Raw genomic sequence first — 16,389 nt, 5'->3', positions numbered from 1 at the left:
TCTAAAAAGATGTTGACTTTTCTTAATTTCCAGCGAGAAATAGTAGACACCGCATCGCTTTGCGACGTAAGATGGATATATAGTGAAGTTTCCATCTTTGGTGGTCTCACCCAGATTAACCTCTTATTTCTGCATATTAAAACGGAAATACAGATAGAAACAAAAATACATTATTATAAGAGGTGAAATTATGAACAAACAACATTTAATCGCATTAGACTTAGACGGCACTTTATTAACAGACAACAAAATAATTTCCACTCGCACAAAACATACAATTGCAAAGGCAAAGGAACAAGGACATATTGTTGTCATTTCAACAGGACGTCCATTCCGCGCTAGTTTTGATTACTATAAAGAACTTGGTCTAAATACACCAATCGTAAACTTTAATGGCGCTTACGTACATCATCCTCTTGATTCAAAGTGGGGTACACATCACTCTCCTCTTGAGCTAGCAACAGCACAAGAAATTGTCCGAGCTTGCTTTGATTTTGGCGTAAAAAATATATACGCTGAAGTAATGGACGATGTGTATGTTCGTGAAATTGATGAAGATAAAAAACATATTTTCGAATTCGGTTCTCCAAAGATTTTTACAGGAGACTTATTAAATATTTTAAACGATCATCCAACTTGCTTATTAATTGACGCACATGACGAGCATTCCAGTGCAATACGTCAACATTTAACTGATATGCACGCTGAAGTAATCGACCATAGAAAATGGGGCGCACCTTGGCCAATTATTGAAATTGTAAAAAGCGGATTAAATAAAGCTGTTGGACTACAAAAAATTTCTAGCCATTACAACATTCCACAAGAGCGAATTATCGCTTTCGGTGATGAAGATAACGACTTTGAAATGATTGAATTTGCTGGCCACGGCATCGCAATGGGAAATGCCATCCCTGAATTAAAATCACTCGCAAACCATACGACGTTAACGAACGAAGAAGATGGTATTGCCCTATATTTAGAAGAGGTTCTTGGATTGTAATCTAAAAATTCCCTGCTTATAGTTTCTCGCCAAACGCTCATACTATAATTAGACGCAAAAGTCAGTGCGTCGATTGTTTTCAGCTAAATAAAGGGGGTTTTTCGAATGGGTAAAAAGAACAAATCAAAACGTTTTATCCAACAAGGAGCCGATGCTGTTATGAAGCATGATGCAAGATTCCCGTACAGAGGTACATTAGCTGAGGCAGAAAAAGCGAGAAGTAACTCTTCTTTTGGAGGGGTCTAAATGGGGAACTTACTATTCCAACAAGCTAGAGATGCTGTTGCAAATGCCGTATCTTGTTCAAGCGGCGCCGAGCAACAAGATCTCGTATATAGAGCAAAAAACGCGTTGCACTCTGCTTATGCAAACTCTTCAACAGCTGAAAAAGTTCAGCTACGTGAAATGCAGGAGCAGTTGCAAAACATTACGAATTTGCATTAAAAAAGAGGACCAGCTTTGGTCCTCTTTAATCTTTTCGAAACAATCCAAACACCCCAACTGTTTGCAGTACGTTTGTAAATGCACCCGGGTCCACTTGTTTAATAACCCTCTCTAATTCATACAGTTCGTAACGAGTAATAACAATCATTAACATTTCCTTATTTTCATTCGTATAAGCACCTGTTGCCGGTATAGTTGTAATCCCCCTCACTAAGCGTGAGTGAATCGCCTTTCGTACATCCGCCCCATTCTTCGTAACGATTAATGCCGTAATCTTTACATGACGCGTATGAATTGCATCGATGATTCGCGTTGACACATACAAAGTTACCAAAGTATATAATGCTTTTTCCCATCCATACACATAGCCAGCAGCAATAATAATCAGTGCATTAAAGAAGAAAAAATACGTACCGACAGGCTTGTCTTTAATCTTTGATAAAATCATAGCGATTATATCTAAACCACCTGTAGAAGCCCCCCACTTCAACGCGATACCTACACCTATTGCCGAAATAATCCCGCCAAAAATCGCATTTAATATGATGTCGTTCGAAACTGCTCTAACTGGGATAATTTCTAGAAACAAAGTCATAAATATAACGCAAAGAAAACTAAAGAAAGTAAAGGCCTTTCCAACCTTTTTCCATGCTAAAATAACGACGGGAATATTAAATAAGCTAAACAATACCCCTGTTGATATATGAATGGATAAAAAGTCACCTAATATTTGTGATAACAATTGAGACAATCCAGCAAAACCACTTGCGTACACTTTCGCTGGCGTTAAAAATAAATTCATTCCAATCGCATTTAACAAACCCGCGACAATTACAACGATTAACTTCTTTATAAGTTCGGCATAATTCAACTTCAAATCCATTTCTAATCCACCCTTATTATTCATGAATGCACTGCTATACATAGTCTTTACGAAAAAGGAAATGATAAACGTACAACGTTTAGAAATGGAGTTGATACATATGCCACATACGAGTGATAACGACAAAAAAGCACGCGATAATAATGCAAAGCGTACGCAAAAAAATGAGCAAGAACAAAAAAATATTCAGCAAGGTAAGCGTGCCTATTCTAAAAAGACCGATCACCTTTGATTCCATCGTACATCAACAATATTGTTGATGTACTTTTTTTACATTTCATAGGAAAAAACATTAAAAATTCACTTCATGTTCACTTCTATATTCTACAATAGCGATAACATATTCGGATGAGGTGTTGGCATGAGAGGGAAACACATTTTCATTATTACTGCACTACTAAGTATATTAATGCTATCTGCTTGTGGACAAAAAAACGACTCAGATACAGTCGCTACAGCAACAGACTCAACCATTACGAAGGGCGACTTCGAAAAACAGTTGAAAGATCGTTACGGAAAAGACATGCTGTACGAAATGATGGCGCAAGACGTTATCACAAAAAAATATAAAGTATCTGACGATGATGTAGATAAAGAAGTAGAAAAAGCGAAAAATCAATACGGAGACCAATTGAAAAACGTATTGAAAAACAACGGTTTAAAAGATGAAGCTGATTTCAAAAATCAAATTAAATTCAAACTCGCTATGAATGAAGCGATTAAGAAAAGCATTACAGAAAAAGACGTGAAAGACCACTATAAACCAGAAATTAAAGCGAGTCATATTTTAGTAAGCGATGAAAACGAAGCGAAAGAAATAAAGAAAAAATTAGATGCTGGTGCTTCATTTGAAGAATTAGCAAAGCAAGAATCACAAGATCTACTATCAAAAGAAAAAGGCGGAGACCTTGGATACTTCAATTCAGGCAAAATGGCACCTGAATTTGAAACAGCTGCCTACAAACTAAAGATCGGACAAATTAGCGATCCCGTTACATCACCAAACGGTTATCACATTATTAAATTAACTGATAAAAAAGATTTAAAGCCTTATGATGAAGTGAAAGACTCTATTCGCAAACACTTGGAAGAAGAACGTATCGCTGACCCTATATTCAGCAAAAAACTATTACAAGACGAATTGAAAAAGGCAAATATTAAAATAAATGATAGTGACTTGGAAGATACGTTTACTCTTGTGAATGAGCAAGGGAATTAAAAAAAGCACCGCCTTATTTTTATAACAAAATAAGGCGGTGCTTTTTATTTAATTTATTTCTTAAAATACGTCCAACCTTCTTCTTGGTAAATCTTCTCTTCTTTCATCATTTTACCAAGCGCACGCTTAAATGCAGCTTTACTCATGTTGAAGCGTTCTTTAATGTCTTCTGGGTGGCTCTTATCCCAAAACGGCATTGCTCCGCCTCGTTCTTCCATATATGCATAAATTACAGCAGCATCATCTTCCATTCCTTCTTCTTTACGAGGAAGAAGTGAAATGTTAATTGTACCGTCATCTTTCACGTCGATAATACGACCAGTTACACGTTCACCGATGCGGACTTGTTCTTTTCTTTCCGTATGGTGTAAGAAAGCACGGAAATGCTCATCAGTTAGTATGAATGAACCAACTTGAAGTGAACGATACACACGTCCATTTACGTTTTTATTACGCATAGATGGCGTCGCATCTACGATAATTTCCTGCATATCACTGTCTCTTGCTGGAAGAGCGATAAGGCGATCACGATTCGTTAATTTTAGCGTACAATATAATTCATCTCCAACTTCTGGCCATACCGGCATGTAAATTGGGAACTCATCAGCTGGGATTAGTATATCTTTTGATACACCAATATCAACAAACACACCTAAACTAGGAATAACTTCTACAACCTTTACCCAGTTCCAGTCAAAAGTTGTAATAAGTGGCTCCTTCATTGTTGCCGAAACACGATTTTGATGATCAAGGTATAAGAATACATCAATCGTATCGCCTTCTGCAATTTCTCCAGCTAATTCGTTTTTATGTAGGAAGATTTCTTCTTCTTCATTCCCAACCATATATCCGATTTCCGTTTCACGTAAAACAGTTACCTGTTCAATCGCTCCTAATTGTAAATACATATTTTTTAATTCCCTTCTATATATATAAAATTAACTTTTTATCTTTTTATCATTCCAAACAAAAGTTAATTATAACACGATTCTTCCTTTATTTGTCCAACTGCCCAAAATTCACTATAATAAAATGAGGTTACATGAATATAAGTATGAAAACACTTAAGTCTAGACTCGTTTTCAGCTATACTTTAGTATGTACAGTACATAAAAAGATTAGAAATTTATTTGGAGGTGCTAACTATGGCAAAAGATAGTTCTTTTGACATCGTTTCGAAAGTAGAATTACCTGAAGTAACAAACGCAATTAACATCGCATTAAAGGAAATCCAAAACCGATATGACTTTAAAGGAAGTAAAAGTGATATTAAATTAGAAAAAGAAGTACTTGTTTTAACTTCTGACGATGAGTTCAAATTAGACCAAGTAAAAGACGTTCTAATTTCTAAACTTGTAAAACGTAACGTTCCAATTAAGAACTTAGATTACGGAAAAGTTGAAGCTGCAACTGGTAACACTGTTCGCCAACGCGCAACACTTCAACAAGGTATCGATAAAGATAACGCGAAAAAAATTAACAACATCATTAAAGAAATGAAATTAAAAGTAAAAACACAAGTACAAGATGACCAAGTACGTGTTACAGCAAAAAGCCGTGATGACTTACAAGCAGTTATCGCTGCAGTTCGCAGTGCTGATTTACCGATCGACGTACAATTCATTAACTACCGCTAAAAAGAAAAACATCCTCTACACAGAGGATGTTTTTCTTTTTAGCGGGTAGGGAAACTCACAATCGGATAGTTAGAATAGGGATTTGATTATTATGCATAGAAAATCGGCGCAAGACCACTCTCCCCGCTCAAATGTAACAAATTATGAGTATAAGAATATTTTCCACCCTTTCATGTAATGTAAAATTAGTAAGGAATTTGTTTTATGAAAAATATTCATTAAAAAAGAGTTAGAAGTGGTTATTTGAAAAAATTAATACTATGGTTTTTATTAACTACATTCTGTCTACATATTGCAGGATGTTCTAATAATATGACTACACTCAAGGATAAATCTAAAACTTCAACACCAGCGAAGTGTAAACACATCAACAAAGCTTGGTATAAGAAACATATGTAATGCAATAATCGAATCACCTTAATTTTAATACTATATAGACGGAAATATAAATTATTAACAAGGATACAAACTTCAAGAATTATTTTAGAATCAAGTGTATAGAAAATAATAAGATGTTTATAAGCGTAAAACCTACAGAGATTTTTCCTGTGGGTTTTGTTCTATGTATAAGTAATTTTCAAGAATTTATAAATGTTTTTTTAAATATTTTTCTTTAATCCTTTTTATATAATGCTCTTTTTCTGTTAGTTCAAATATAAATAATGCTTTTTTCATGTTATCAACAACATCTTCTTCATTATGTTCTTTAAGCCTTAATAAATTCCAGCCCTTTAAATAGTATAGTTCACCTAATAGATATAACGTATTTAAATTAATAGCTAATTTGATGCCCTTATCAAGGTATTTCATTGCCTCTTCATGTTGATATGCCTGACCTAAACAGTTCGCTAAATTAAAAATGATTTTTAATTTAATTTCTCTATCTCTAGGAAAATCTAACTTATTAAAGTTAGTTAAACATTTTCTTAATATATCAATACTTTTTTCGTATTCTTTGTTTTCCGCATAAAATATAGACATTGTCTGCATAATATCTATTTCCCTTTCTGATAAAAAATCAACATTGGTTAACGTTAGTTTTAATGCATTATTTAAAAGATCTAAAGCCGTTTTTGTTGATCTATTCACCATAAATATAGCAATTGCTTCATGCCATAGTAGAAATTGTTTATCTTCTTTTGTCCGGAAAGCATTTTCATCTTTTTCTTTTTTTACTATCTCATAAAGTTCTGTATATTGTTTTTGCTTTATGCAATCTCTTATTACACATTTTACATTTTCTACATATTTCAATCTTTTATTTTGAGTTAGTGCAAATATATTATTCGGATCAATACCAAGTCTTTCAGATAGTTGATATAACAATATACTTGATGGAAAAATCATACCTTTTTCTATTTTGCTAATTTGACTTTGTGAACATATTCCATGACACAATTCAGATTGTGATATATTCTTTTTCACCCTAAGTTCTTTAATGGTAATACCCAAATCGTAAAATTCCATTTTTCCTCCTCAAACGTGTAACCCTTAATGAGTATAAGACTATTTTTCATCCTTTAATGTAATGTAAAATTCGTATAGTTGCAATTATTGTTTGTTCTAACATACTTTTCACTTCTTTGCTCAGCTGCATTTCGAGGCGAGAATCTTACTTCACAGAAAAACAGACTAGGGAGAAAGTTTTCCCCTTAGCCTGTCCCACCGAGATTTCGCATTCATTAAGAGCAACACCATATTGCTTTATCAAATGATTTTTCAGGAATGTATACTTTATCATTTTCAATTTTGTATTTTATATCGTTTCTCTTCAGAACTGCCGTATCAACAGAATGAACACTATCGCCCCACCGAACAAATTCTCCTTCATCACGGTTGTCCCAAAAATAAAAACTTACGAATAGGATAAGAACACATACGCATAGAGCGAACCACTTCTTTTTCCGCAAATACCTCACCACCTTAAACTGAAGAAGAATTACTAAAAAAACGCGACTCATTTCCGTCTCTTTTTAACCACAATTAAAAATGCAATAAACAATACGTTCACACCGACGATTAAAGAAATAAATAGCCAATTCACGCCTGTTTCCCCGTTAACTTTATACACATTTGATTCTTCACGCTTTAAAACAAGATAAAAGTTTCCGTTTTCTTCTCTTATAATTTCATCTTCTAACAATCCTCTTAACTCTTGTTTTTCGCCAATTGCACTTACAGGTAAAGCAACCTTTTGTGTTTCTTTCGTATTATTAATCGCTACTACTGTCACTTCATCTTTATACTTTCTCTTTATTACACTCATTCCATTTTGATCGTATAGAAGCTCAAACGTACCCCTACGTAAAGATGGTCTCGCTTGTCTAAGCTCACCGAGTTTCGTTATGTGCTGCATAAATTTTTCATCTGATTTGAAATCCATTAATCGTCTATTATCCGGAGTATCTCCTCCATCTAATGCAATTTCAGTTCCGTAATAAAAATTCGGAATGCCTGGTGATGTTAATAAATACGTGAGAGCTAGTTTCAAACGAGGTGGCGGATAATTCATATTCTCTTTTGCAATACGAGCAAATCTTTTCGTATCTTGATTATCTAAAAATGTAGCGGATTCTCCGTCTTTTTTACTCACATCATATAAAGGTTTCACTGATACATCCGCTTTAGAAAACGATTCTACTATTTTTTCGTTGTATTCACTATCTTCTTTTGTCATAATACGAAAATCTTTCTTTATCGCTTGCATATCTTTTTGCACATCATTCCAGAAAGAACGCGACTTTTTTTCACTATGTATTACATAACTTGCATCTAAATCGACTTCTTTGATCCACCATTTCATCGCGTCGATGACTTGTCGTTCATTCTCTCCAAACGGAAATTGAAGTACAACTTTCATTCCTTTTGCGTGAGCTGCTTGTACAAGTTCTTTCACATCATTTTCTGTTCCGAAATGTTCATTTACCTTTTGAAAATTGTGCGCGTCTAATCCATCGTACTTTCCACTTTCAAAAAGCGGAGAAAGCATAACAGTGGTAAATCCCATTTCTTTTATGTAATCCAGTCTTTTTATAATCCCTCTTATATCTCCGCCTTGATACCCTTCTAAATTACCAACTTCTAACTGTTTGTCATTTTTCGGTTCTCCATTATTAAAGCGATCAATCATAATAGAATATATAACTTCATCTTGCCACTCTCTTTTTTCATCTGCAAACGTATGTATTGGTACAAATAAAACGACAGCTAAACAAAAATAAATGAACAGTTTCCTAGTATGTATTTTCCCCACACGCATCCCCCATATTTTTTAATTGTAAGAATATTATACCAATTATCCAAACGAATCGCATACGATGATTTCATTCTTCTCAAATTATCTCACGTTAGATTTTCTAACACGAATCAAAAAGTTTTCTGAATTTTTAGTTGATTTTTCTTTTTATTTCGAATATGATATGAAACATAACAAATTGATGTTATTTTTTCTAACATTATAGGAGGAGAGAAAATGAATACGGGAGATACTGTTTTTATGTTTGTAACGACAGTAATGGTCATGTTAATGACACCAGGATTGGCACTTTTTTATGGGGGCATGGTTCGCAGTAAAAACGTACTTAGTACGACAATGCATAGTTATAGCGCAATGGCTATCGTTTCGATTCAGTGGATTGTAATTGGTTATTCTTTATCATTTGGAACAGATTGGCACGGACTTATCGGTACACTCGATTGGTTCGGTTTAAACGGAGTTACCTACGCACCAAATCCAGACTACTCATCTACTATTCCTCACAATTTATTTATGATGTTCCAGCTTATGTTTGCTATTTTAACTCCCGCTTTAATTTCAGGTGCATTCGCCGAAAGAATGCGATTTTCAGCTTTCCTTGTTTTCATTCTTCTATGGACAACACTCGTTTACAATCCTGTCGCTCATTGGGTATGGGGCGTTGGCGGTTGGCTAAGAGAACTTGGTGCGTTAGACTTCGCTGGTGGTAATGTCGTTCATATTACATCTGGTGTCGCTGGCCTTGTATTAGCTATTTTCCTTGGGAAACGAAAAAACATAAACGGTACTTCTCCTCACCATTTACCATTTACGATGTTAGGCGCAGGTTTACTATGGTTCGGCTGGTTCGGTTTTAACGTCGGTAGCGCATTATCTTTAAATGATGTAGCTTTAACTGCATTTATTAATACAAATATAGCCGCTGCTGCCTCCGCATTAACTTGGATGCTTTCAGAATGGTTCTTTCAATCAAAACCGACTGCGATGGGAGCTGCTTGCGGAGTCGTTTCCGGTTTAGTCGCTATTACACCAGCTTGCGGGTTCGTTACACCTTTCTCCGCTCTTCTTATCGGAGCGATCGGCGGCGTATTATGCTTCGGAGCGGTCTTTTTCTTAAAAACAAAATTCGGATACGACGACACACTCGATGCATTCGGATGCCACGGCATCGGTGGAACTTGGGGCGGTATTGCGACAGGACTATTTGCAACTACTACTGTAAACGGCGATGGTGCGAACGGATTATTTTACGGAAACGCCGCTCTACTGTTCAAACAACTTGTAGCAATCAGCGCAACATATGCATTCACGATCATCATGACGTATGCCATTATTAAAGCGATTAACTTCTTCCTCCCTGTTCGGGTTGATGAGCACGAAGAACATATGGGACTTGATATTTCGATGCACGGGGAGAAAGCTTATGAATATACGGAACGAGTAAACTAAAAAAGAGATGCAATCTATTCTTAGTAGATTGCATCTCTTTTTATTGTAGTTGTTAGCGTTGTATACCCCACCTAGTATTCTGGAGAATATATCAGCGATTATTTCACTATATCGACGTTTCGACACGATATATCGATTCACCAACAAATTCCAACATGACAAAACTGAAGAATACCCCGGCGTAAGTTACGAATCACCGTATTTACTTTTATTCAAACTTAATATAATAAGAAACGCAATCGCTATTACAGCTAAAAAGCGAACTGGATTAAACGGTGTTCCTACCGTTTCATTAAAACGATGATAAATAAACGGGATCATCTCAAGTACCATTAGCCCCATCGCGATTTTAAATGTCTCAGCCATCGCTTTATTTTTTATAAACGTAGCACGTTCATCACCTTGTTTCCCAATTGCTACAAACATTTTTATAATAGCAAACACTACAAATAAAAAGACACTGAGCGCAATAATGAAAATCAAAACATCCATCAAAAAACACCTCGCATATGTAAAACTTATTTGACAAGAGTATAACATCTTTCGAACCTAATGTAAAACATCTTTTACAAACAAAAAAAGACGACCGTTTAACAGTCGTCTTTTCCTATTTATTTCGGAGCATTTCCCACATATTGCGTAATATCAACATTTAAAGATTGCGCTAAACGCATTCCGTACTCTTGATCTGCACGGAAGAAGTTACAAACGGCTAGTAATTTCGTGCGCTCATTTACGTCTTTTAAGTCATTTGTTAAGTTTGCAATTAAGTTGTCTTGCTCTTCTTTAGAGAATGAACGGTAACGCTCACCTGCTTGTTTGAAGTCATTTGGTTTGTCAATTTTTTCACGAGATACATAGCCTTCAACTTTCATAGTTGAATCGCGGTAAGTCGGGTCTTCAACTGGATTTTCAGCATGACGGCTCGGTTCGTAGTTGATTGTAGATGGGTTTTGATTGATTTGCATTGCACCATCACGTTGTTGGTTATGAACAGCTGCATATGGGCAGTTTACAGGAATTTGTAAGTAGTTTGCACCAAGGCGGTAACGCTGTGTATCTGGGTAAGAGAATAAACGACCTTGTAATAATTTATCTTCAGATGGTTCAATACCATTTACAGTTGCACTTGGAGAGAACGCCACTTGTTCTACTTCTGCAAAGAAGTTTTTCGGATTACGATTTAACGTCATTGTTCCTACTTCGATTAACGGGAAGCGATCTTCCGGCCATACTTTCGTTGGGTCTAATGGATCAAAGTCTAAAGAATCCGTTTCTTCTAGTTGCATCACTTGTACGTGTAAATCCCACTTTGGATAATTTCCTTTTTCGATTGCATCGAACAAGTCACGAGTTGCATGGTTGAAGTCTTTCCCTTGTACTTCTTGCACTTCTTTTGCATTTAAGTTACGTACAGCTTGCTGTGGTTTCCAGTGATATTTAATATAGACGATTTTACCTTCTGCATTAATCCATTTAAATGAATGGACACCGAAACCTTCCATTTCGCGATAGCTTGCTGGTGTACCGTAATCAGAGAACACCCATGTCATCATATGTGTAGATTCTGGACTTAACGTCATGAAATCCCAGTAACGATCTGGCGTTTGAATATTTGTATCAGGTGCTGGTTTTAAAGAATGCACCATATCAGGGAATTTAATTGCATCACGAATGAAGAAGACCGGTAAATGGTTACCTACAATATCGTAATTTCCTTCTTCTGTATAAAATTTAACAGCGAACCCGCGTGGGTCACGAGCTGTTTCTGGAGAACCTTGACCATGAATAACCGTTGAGAAACGAACAAATACAGGCGTTTCAGTTCCTTCATTTTGTAAAAATGCTGCTTTCGTATATTGCTTCATGCTGTTTTTCGTTACGAATACACCGTGAGCACCTGCACCACGTGCATGCACAACACGCTCCGGAATACGTTCACGATCAAAGTGAGCTAGTTTTTCTACTAAATGATAGTCTTCTAATAATACCGGTCCACGGCGACCAGCTGTACGAGAATTTTGATTGTCTCCAACTGGAGCACCTTGGTTTGTTGTTAAGCGATTATTTGGATTCATCTAGGGGGATCCTCCTCTTTCTTTCATGGTAATTATTATTTATTTAAAATTATTATAAACTAATTATTATTCAAAACTAAATTCTTGTCAACTATTTCCTTCATTTTTTTGGAAACAATTTCAGCTAAGCAATCAATAAATACAGATTGTGAATTTGGCATATTTGGTCTAAAATATGCGGCATTTAATTCATCAGTAACAACTTTACACTCATAATCGTTGTCATATAAAACTTCTAAATGCTCTGCGACAAAGCCAACTGGGCAATATATGAAAGATTCATATCCATGCTCTTCAAATAAATCTCTCGTTAAATCTTGCACATCTGGACCAATCCATGGATCCGGTGTATTTCCAGCACTTTGCCAACCCGTTGTGTAGTTTTGAATATCGGCAGCCTCCGCAATTAAATCTGCTGTATGCTGCAATTGCTCCACATACGGGTCACCTGCCGCAATAATTTTCTCTGGTAAACTATGCGCTGAAAAAATTACGACTGCTTTCTCTTTATCTTCAATCTTTGTAAATGTTTCTTTTATTTGATCTGCCCAATAGGAAATAAATTTCGGTTCATCGTACCATTGTTCAATCGGTTCAATAACAGGACCACCGATTTCTTTTGAAAGACGAATCGCACGGTCATTATACGCTTTAATGCTAAATGTAGAATAGTGTGGCGCTAATACGATACTAATCGCCTGCTCAATTCCATCGCGCTTCATCTCTTCTACTGCATCTTCTATAAATGGAGCAATATGTTTTAAGCCTAAGTAACAAGTAAATTCATACTCTGTAAACATATTATTCATTGAATCTGTTAATTTATGCGCTTGCTCTTTCGTAATTTTTGCAAGTGGTGAAATTCCACCAATCGCTTTATAGCGCCCGATTAAGTCTTGGAGTGATTCTTCGGAAGGTTTACGACCGTGGCGAATATGTGTGTAGTACGCTTCTACATCATCTAATGATTCTGGCGTTCCATACGCCATTACGAGTAAACCTATTTTTTTCTTTGCCATCTATATAACACCTCGATTTTGTAAATGAGAATCTTTTTCAAGAACATTTGTTTCCAATTATAACAACTAATAATAAGTACGTCAAAATAATTATTCTAAATAAGTATTTTTTCTAATATGATTTTGAATTTTATTTGACAATTTATTTAATAAAAAGCGACTTACATAAAAGTAAGTCGCTTTTCTTCTATTCTTTAATATTTACCCCGTATTCCTTAAACCAAACATGAATTTGCGCTAAATGTGCTAAAAGTTGAGGGCCTGTCATTAATTGACCGAACCAAGGTGATTGAAATGCACTGCCGCCTGACTCAATTAACCCGCGCAGTTGCTCTTTATCAAATAGTTCGTGTAAAATTGATCCTTTATCCGTTAATAAATCTTGTAGCCATACTGTGACTGCTTTCGTATAGTGCGGATTATGCGTTTTCGGATACGGACTCTTCTTTCTATATAAGATGTCATTTGGAAGTAATCCTTCTAACGCTTTACGCAATAGACCTTTTTCGCGGTTTTTATACATTTTCATTTCCCAAGGAATATTCCACGCATATTCGACAAGTCGGTGATCCGCAAACGGAACGCGCACTTCTAAGCTTGCTCCCATGCTCATACGGTCTTTTCTGTCTAATAATGTTGTCATAAACCATATCATGTTCAAGTAAAATAGTTGTCGTCTCTTTGCTTCAATTGGGCTTTCTCCCTCTAAAATAGGAACTTCTTGAATGGATTCTTCATAGCGCTGCTGTACATATTGTTGTAAATTTAATTTATTTCTCCATTCTTTCTTTAACAGTTGTTCACGCGCTTCTGTAGAGCGCATCCACGGAAACGCACTCGATTGTAAATCATCTTCTCTATAAAACCAAGGATAACCACCAAATATTTCGTCTGCACATTCCCCAGATAAACCGACGACAAAATCTTGTTTAATTTCACGGCAAAACCATAATAATGACGAATCAATATCTGCCATACCAGGCAAATCACGAACGAGTACAGCTTCTGTTAAATACTGCGCTAATTTTTCATTTGAAATGACGCAGCGATGGTGAATCGTTTCAAACGTATCCGTCATCAAATGAATAAATGGCGCATCTGAATTTGGCTGAAATGCATTCGCTTTAAAGTATTTGTCATTATCTTCATAATCAACAGAGTATGTGTGTAATTGCCCTTTTCCTGACCGTGCGTATTCTTTCGCAGCAATTGCTGTAATCGCACTCGAATCTACACCACCTGATAGAAAAGTGCACAGTGGTACATCAGAAACGAGCTGCCTTGTAATCGCATCTTGTAATAAAAAGCGTGTCTTCTCTACTGTTTCTTCAAAGGAGTCTTCATGTTTTTTGCTTTCCACATTCCAATATCTCCATATACATAAACCGTTCTTTGAAAATGTCATCGCATGACCTGGACGTAATTCTTTTATACCAGCATAAATACCGTGACCAGGTGTTCTAGATGGTCCAAGGCCGAATATTTCGGATAACCCTTCTAACGTTACTTCCGCCTTCACATCAGGATGAGCCAATATCGCTTTTAACTCTGAACCAAATAATAACCGCCCACTATCATATTTAAAAAATAGCGGCTTTACACCTAATCGATCTCGCGCAATAAATACTTGTTCTTTCTGTTCATCCCATACAGCAAACGCATATATACCGTTTAAATGATCGACACATTCTTCTTTCCATTCAATATACGACGCTAATAGTACTTCCGTATCAGAATGACCTTTAAACGTATATCCTCTTCTTAATAGTTCCTTTCGAATATCTTCCGTATTATACAGTTCGCCGTTATAGCAAATCGCATAATTCGTTTCATCTTTTAAACAAGTCATCGGTTGTTTCCCACCCTCAGGATCAACTACAATTAACCGTTTGTGCCCAAATGCAACATTGCCTTTAATCCAAACTTTATTATCATCTGGGCCACGCTTCGCTAACGTCTCAGCCATCTTCGTAACGACGTCCCGCTCTCCTTCTAATGAGCGTTTATAATCCACCCATCCTGTAATCCCGCACATATAAATCATCCTTCCATCTTATTTCTTTTCTTGAACGTGCAGTAATCCCCACCCTAAGGGGTGCGGATCAAAAAATGAAAAACTTGACGATAACCTACTATCCACATATGGAATAGCATTTTCACTCAGTAAAACGTGTTTTATTGTATGCCCACCTATGTCTAGATGTGTCTAGTTATAAAGAATGCGCGAACTGTCTATAACAGAAGTAACTACTTTTCATAAAGGAGAAATCATGTATGATACAACGTAACCATATTTTATATAACCAGCCTCGTGCTCATACGGTCGGTAATGTAGAATATATAAACAATGAATGGGTATTCTTTGATGATGAGAATGATGAAGCATTTTTATTAGAAGATATTGCCGAAGATGGCTTTGAGATTTTATATAACAACAACTGGCTACCAGCTCGTTTCTATGAACAAGATGTATTACAAATCGCCAACGAACAGCATCACCTGCAAAACGGGGAAATGATACGAATTCGAAAGAAATTACTTCTCAGCTATACGGAATGGCTCGAGGAATTACCTGACTCTGTCTTTACATTATTAACGGAATCATTGCAATCACTTCATTACTCTTTATATGATTGCATGTATTGTCATAATTATTTATCTTTCTTACCGAAAGAGGAAGCGTGCGAAGGAGTAAATATTCTTTTGTTTGATAACGAAGAGATGATTTGTACACTGCAGCACCATTTCGTTCGTCACGCTACGTCAAATAAAAATATGTTTCGTTTTACGAAAGTAAACGGAGAAGAGTTGCATATCGATGCGACATAAAACTAAAAAACCACCTTATCTCCCAAACAATTGAGATTATAAGGTGGTTTTATTTTTTATTAGAATACTTGCCAGCCAATCGGTAATTTCAGTCCAAGGTAAAATACTGCTACTAGCGCAACAATAAATAGCCCCCAAACTGCCCCTGTTGCTTTGTTCTTGCTCATTTTCACAAGAACCATTTCCATTCCACCGATAACTAAAATACCAGCTATCATTTTTAAACCATACCACATGTGCATGTTACTTGTTGCAGTCTTCATAATACCCATGTACAACATGAAACCTGTCACAATAATGATAATGTACATAAGACGAAGCCCCATATGTACACCTTTTCCTTTTCTTCCTGCTGAATAAAGTGAATACGCAACGAAGAATAAAATTAAACCTAACGCCCATGCTGTAATATGCATATGTACCATCGTATCCCTTACCTCCTCTTTTCACACTTTTTCACTCTATATGATAACATGTTCATTTATTTTCAGGAAATGTTTCGCTTTTTTACATTTAAATGCTATAATATTTAGAGTATTTACAAACTTCTTGTAATAACAAAAGGGGGAACAATC

The 16,389-nt window shown here is 35.9% G+C and carries 18 protein-coding genes; 8 read left to right on the top strand and 10 right to left on the bottom strand.

Annotation, left to right across the window (positions count from 1 at the left end):
- The first annotated feature begins 190 nt into the window (after nucleotides 1-190).
- The 3 genes from VF726_RS00290 to VF726_RS00280 all read left to right on the top strand — a co-directional run bounded on the left by VF726_RS00290 (nucleotide 191) and on the right by VF726_RS00280 (nucleotide 1,444).
- Complete coding sequence (locus VF726_RS00290) at nucleotides 191-1,000, top strand: Cof-type HAD-IIB family hydrolase (protein ID WP_048545178.1); 810 nt, start codon at nucleotides 191-193, stop codon at nucleotides 998-1,000.
- Nucleotides 1,001-1,105: 105 nt separating this feature from the next.
- On the top strand, nucleotides 1,106-1,246 hold the full coding sequence (locus VF726_RS00285) for a hypothetical protein (protein ID WP_000516816.1): 141 nt from the start codon (nucleotides 1,106-1,108) through the stop codon (nucleotides 1,244-1,246).
- Entirely contained in the window at nucleotides 1,247-1,444 is a 198-nt protein-coding gene (locus VF726_RS00280; protein WP_000527393.1) for a DUF3813 domain-containing protein, read from the top strand.
- A 25-nt stretch (nucleotides 1,445-1,469) separates the two neighbouring features.
- On the opposite strand, the gene VF726_RS00275 is transcribed toward VF726_RS00280, so the two are convergent.
- Nucleotides 1,470-2,327 carry a YitT family protein gene (locus tag VF726_RS00275; protein WP_071758300.1) on the bottom strand — a complete coding sequence of 286 codons (858 nt, stop codon included), beginning with the start codon at nucleotides 2,325-2,327 and terminating at the stop codon, nucleotides 1,470-1,472.
- Between the two features lie 100 nt (nucleotides 2,328-2,427).
- Between VF726_RS00275 and VF726_RS00270 the strand changes: the two genes are divergently transcribed.
- Both VF726_RS00270 and prsA read left to right on the top strand, forming a co-directional pair.
- Nucleotides 2,428-2,559 (top strand): DUF3941 domain-containing protein, encoded by a 132-nt coding sequence (locus VF726_RS00270; protein WP_001120851.1) that lies wholly within the window; start codon nucleotides 2,428-2,430, stop codon nucleotides 2,557-2,559.
- A 129-nt stretch (nucleotides 2,560-2,688) separates the two neighbouring features.
- Nucleotides 2,689-3,546 (top strand): peptidylprolyl isomerase PrsA, encoded by an 858-nt coding sequence (prsA, locus tag VF726_RS00265; protein WP_440164979.1) that lies wholly within the window; start codon nucleotides 2,689-2,691, stop codon nucleotides 3,544-3,546.
- Between the two features lie 53 nt (nucleotides 3,547-3,599).
- On the opposite strand, the gene VF726_RS00260 is transcribed toward prsA, so the two are convergent.
- On the bottom strand, nucleotides 3,600-4,454 hold the full coding sequence (locus VF726_RS00260; RefSeq protein WP_440164977.1) for a CvfB family protein: 855 nt from the start codon (nucleotides 4,452-4,454) through the stop codon (nucleotides 3,600-3,602).
- Nucleotides 4,455-4,691: 237 nt separating this feature from the next.
- Between VF726_RS00260 and VF726_RS00255 the strand changes: the two genes are divergently transcribed.
- Nucleotides 4,692-5,183 (top strand): YajQ family cyclic di-GMP-binding protein, encoded by a 492-nt coding sequence (locus VF726_RS00255; protein WP_001040146.1) that lies wholly within the window; start codon nucleotides 4,692-4,694, stop codon nucleotides 5,181-5,183.
- A gap of 585 nt (nucleotides 5,184-5,768) precedes the next feature.
- Here the strand turns inward: VF726_RS00255 and VF726_RS00250 are convergent.
- The 3 genes from VF726_RS00250 to VF726_RS00240 all read right to left on the bottom strand — a co-directional run bounded on the left by VF726_RS00250 (nucleotide 5,769) and on the right by VF726_RS00240 (nucleotide 8,442).
- The gene (locus VF726_RS00250) at nucleotides 5,769-6,650 is read right to left on the bottom strand and encodes a helix-turn-helix domain-containing protein (protein WP_440164974.1); all 882 of its coding nucleotides are present in this window, start codon (nucleotides 6,648-6,650) and stop codon (nucleotides 5,769-5,771) included.
- A gap of 215 nt (nucleotides 6,651-6,865) precedes the next feature.
- Nucleotides 6,866-7,093 carry a hypothetical protein gene (locus VF726_RS00245; protein ID WP_440164972.1) on the bottom strand — a complete coding sequence of 76 codons (228 nt, stop codon included), beginning with the start codon at nucleotides 7,091-7,093 and terminating at the stop codon, nucleotides 6,866-6,868.
- A gap of 47 nt (nucleotides 7,094-7,140) precedes the next feature.
- Nucleotides 7,141-8,442 (bottom strand): alpha-amylase family glycosyl hydrolase, encoded by a 1,302-nt coding sequence (locus tag VF726_RS00240; RefSeq protein WP_440164970.1) that lies wholly within the window; start codon nucleotides 8,440-8,442, stop codon nucleotides 7,141-7,143.
- 213 nt (nucleotides 8,443-8,655) lie between these two features.
- On the opposite strand from VF726_RS00240, the gene VF726_RS00235 reads away from it, so the two are divergent.
- Nucleotides 8,656-9,888, top strand: coding sequence for an ammonium transporter (locus VF726_RS00235; RefSeq protein WP_440164968.1), 1,233 nt, complete (start codon nucleotides 8,656-8,658; stop codon nucleotides 9,886-9,888).
- Nucleotides 9,889-10,074: 186 nt separating this feature from the next.
- Here VF726_RS00235 and VF726_RS00230 read toward each other — a convergent pair whose 3' ends face one another.
- The 4 genes from VF726_RS00230 to asnB all read right to left on the bottom strand — a co-directional run bounded on the left by VF726_RS00230 (nucleotide 10,075) and on the right by asnB (nucleotide 15,020).
- Nucleotides 10,075-10,380, bottom strand: coding sequence for a hypothetical protein (locus VF726_RS00230; RefSeq protein ID WP_440164966.1), 306 nt, complete (start codon nucleotides 10,378-10,380; stop codon nucleotides 10,075-10,077).
- A 119-nt stretch (nucleotides 10,381-10,499) separates the two neighbouring features.
- A complete protein-coding gene (katB, locus tag VF726_RS00225) occupies nucleotides 10,500-11,966 on the bottom strand; it encodes a catalase KatB (protein WP_440164964.1) in 1,467 nt (488 codons plus the stop codon).
- Between the two features lie 59 nt (nucleotides 11,967-12,025).
- Nucleotides 12,026-12,985 carry a ferrochelatase gene (gene hemH, locus VF726_RS00220; RefSeq protein ID WP_440164962.1) on the bottom strand — a complete coding sequence of 320 codons (960 nt, stop codon included), beginning with the start codon at nucleotides 12,983-12,985 and terminating at the stop codon, nucleotides 12,026-12,028.
- A 187-nt stretch (nucleotides 12,986-13,172) separates the two neighbouring features.
- Complete coding sequence (asnB, locus tag VF726_RS00215) at nucleotides 13,173-15,020, bottom strand: asparagine synthase (glutamine-hydrolyzing) (RefSeq protein WP_440164960.1); 1,848 nt, start codon at nucleotides 15,018-15,020, stop codon at nucleotides 13,173-13,175.
- A gap of 239 nt (nucleotides 15,021-15,259) precedes the next feature.
- On the opposite strand from asnB, the gene VF726_RS00210 reads away from it, so the two are divergent.
- Nucleotides 15,260-15,814 carry a DUF2777 domain-containing protein gene (locus VF726_RS00210; protein ID WP_048559584.1) on the top strand — a complete coding sequence of 185 codons (555 nt, stop codon included), beginning with the start codon at nucleotides 15,260-15,262 and terminating at the stop codon, nucleotides 15,812-15,814.
- Nucleotides 15,815-15,873: 59 nt separating this feature from the next.
- On the opposite strand, the gene VF726_RS00205 is transcribed toward VF726_RS00210, so the two are convergent.
- A complete protein-coding gene (locus VF726_RS00205) occupies nucleotides 15,874-16,239 on the bottom strand; it encodes a YisL family protein (RefSeq protein WP_000233490.1) in 366 nt (121 codons plus the stop codon).
- Nucleotides 16,240-16,389 lie beyond the last annotated feature (150 nt).

The organism is Bacillus sp. Brlt_9 (assembly GCF_051948935.1).
Lineage (GTDB): Bacteria > Bacillota > Bacilli > Bacillales > Bacillaceae_G > Bacillus_A.
The sequence above is the reverse complement of the archived record's forward strand: the minus strand, read 5'-3'. Positions and strand labels throughout refer to the sequence as shown.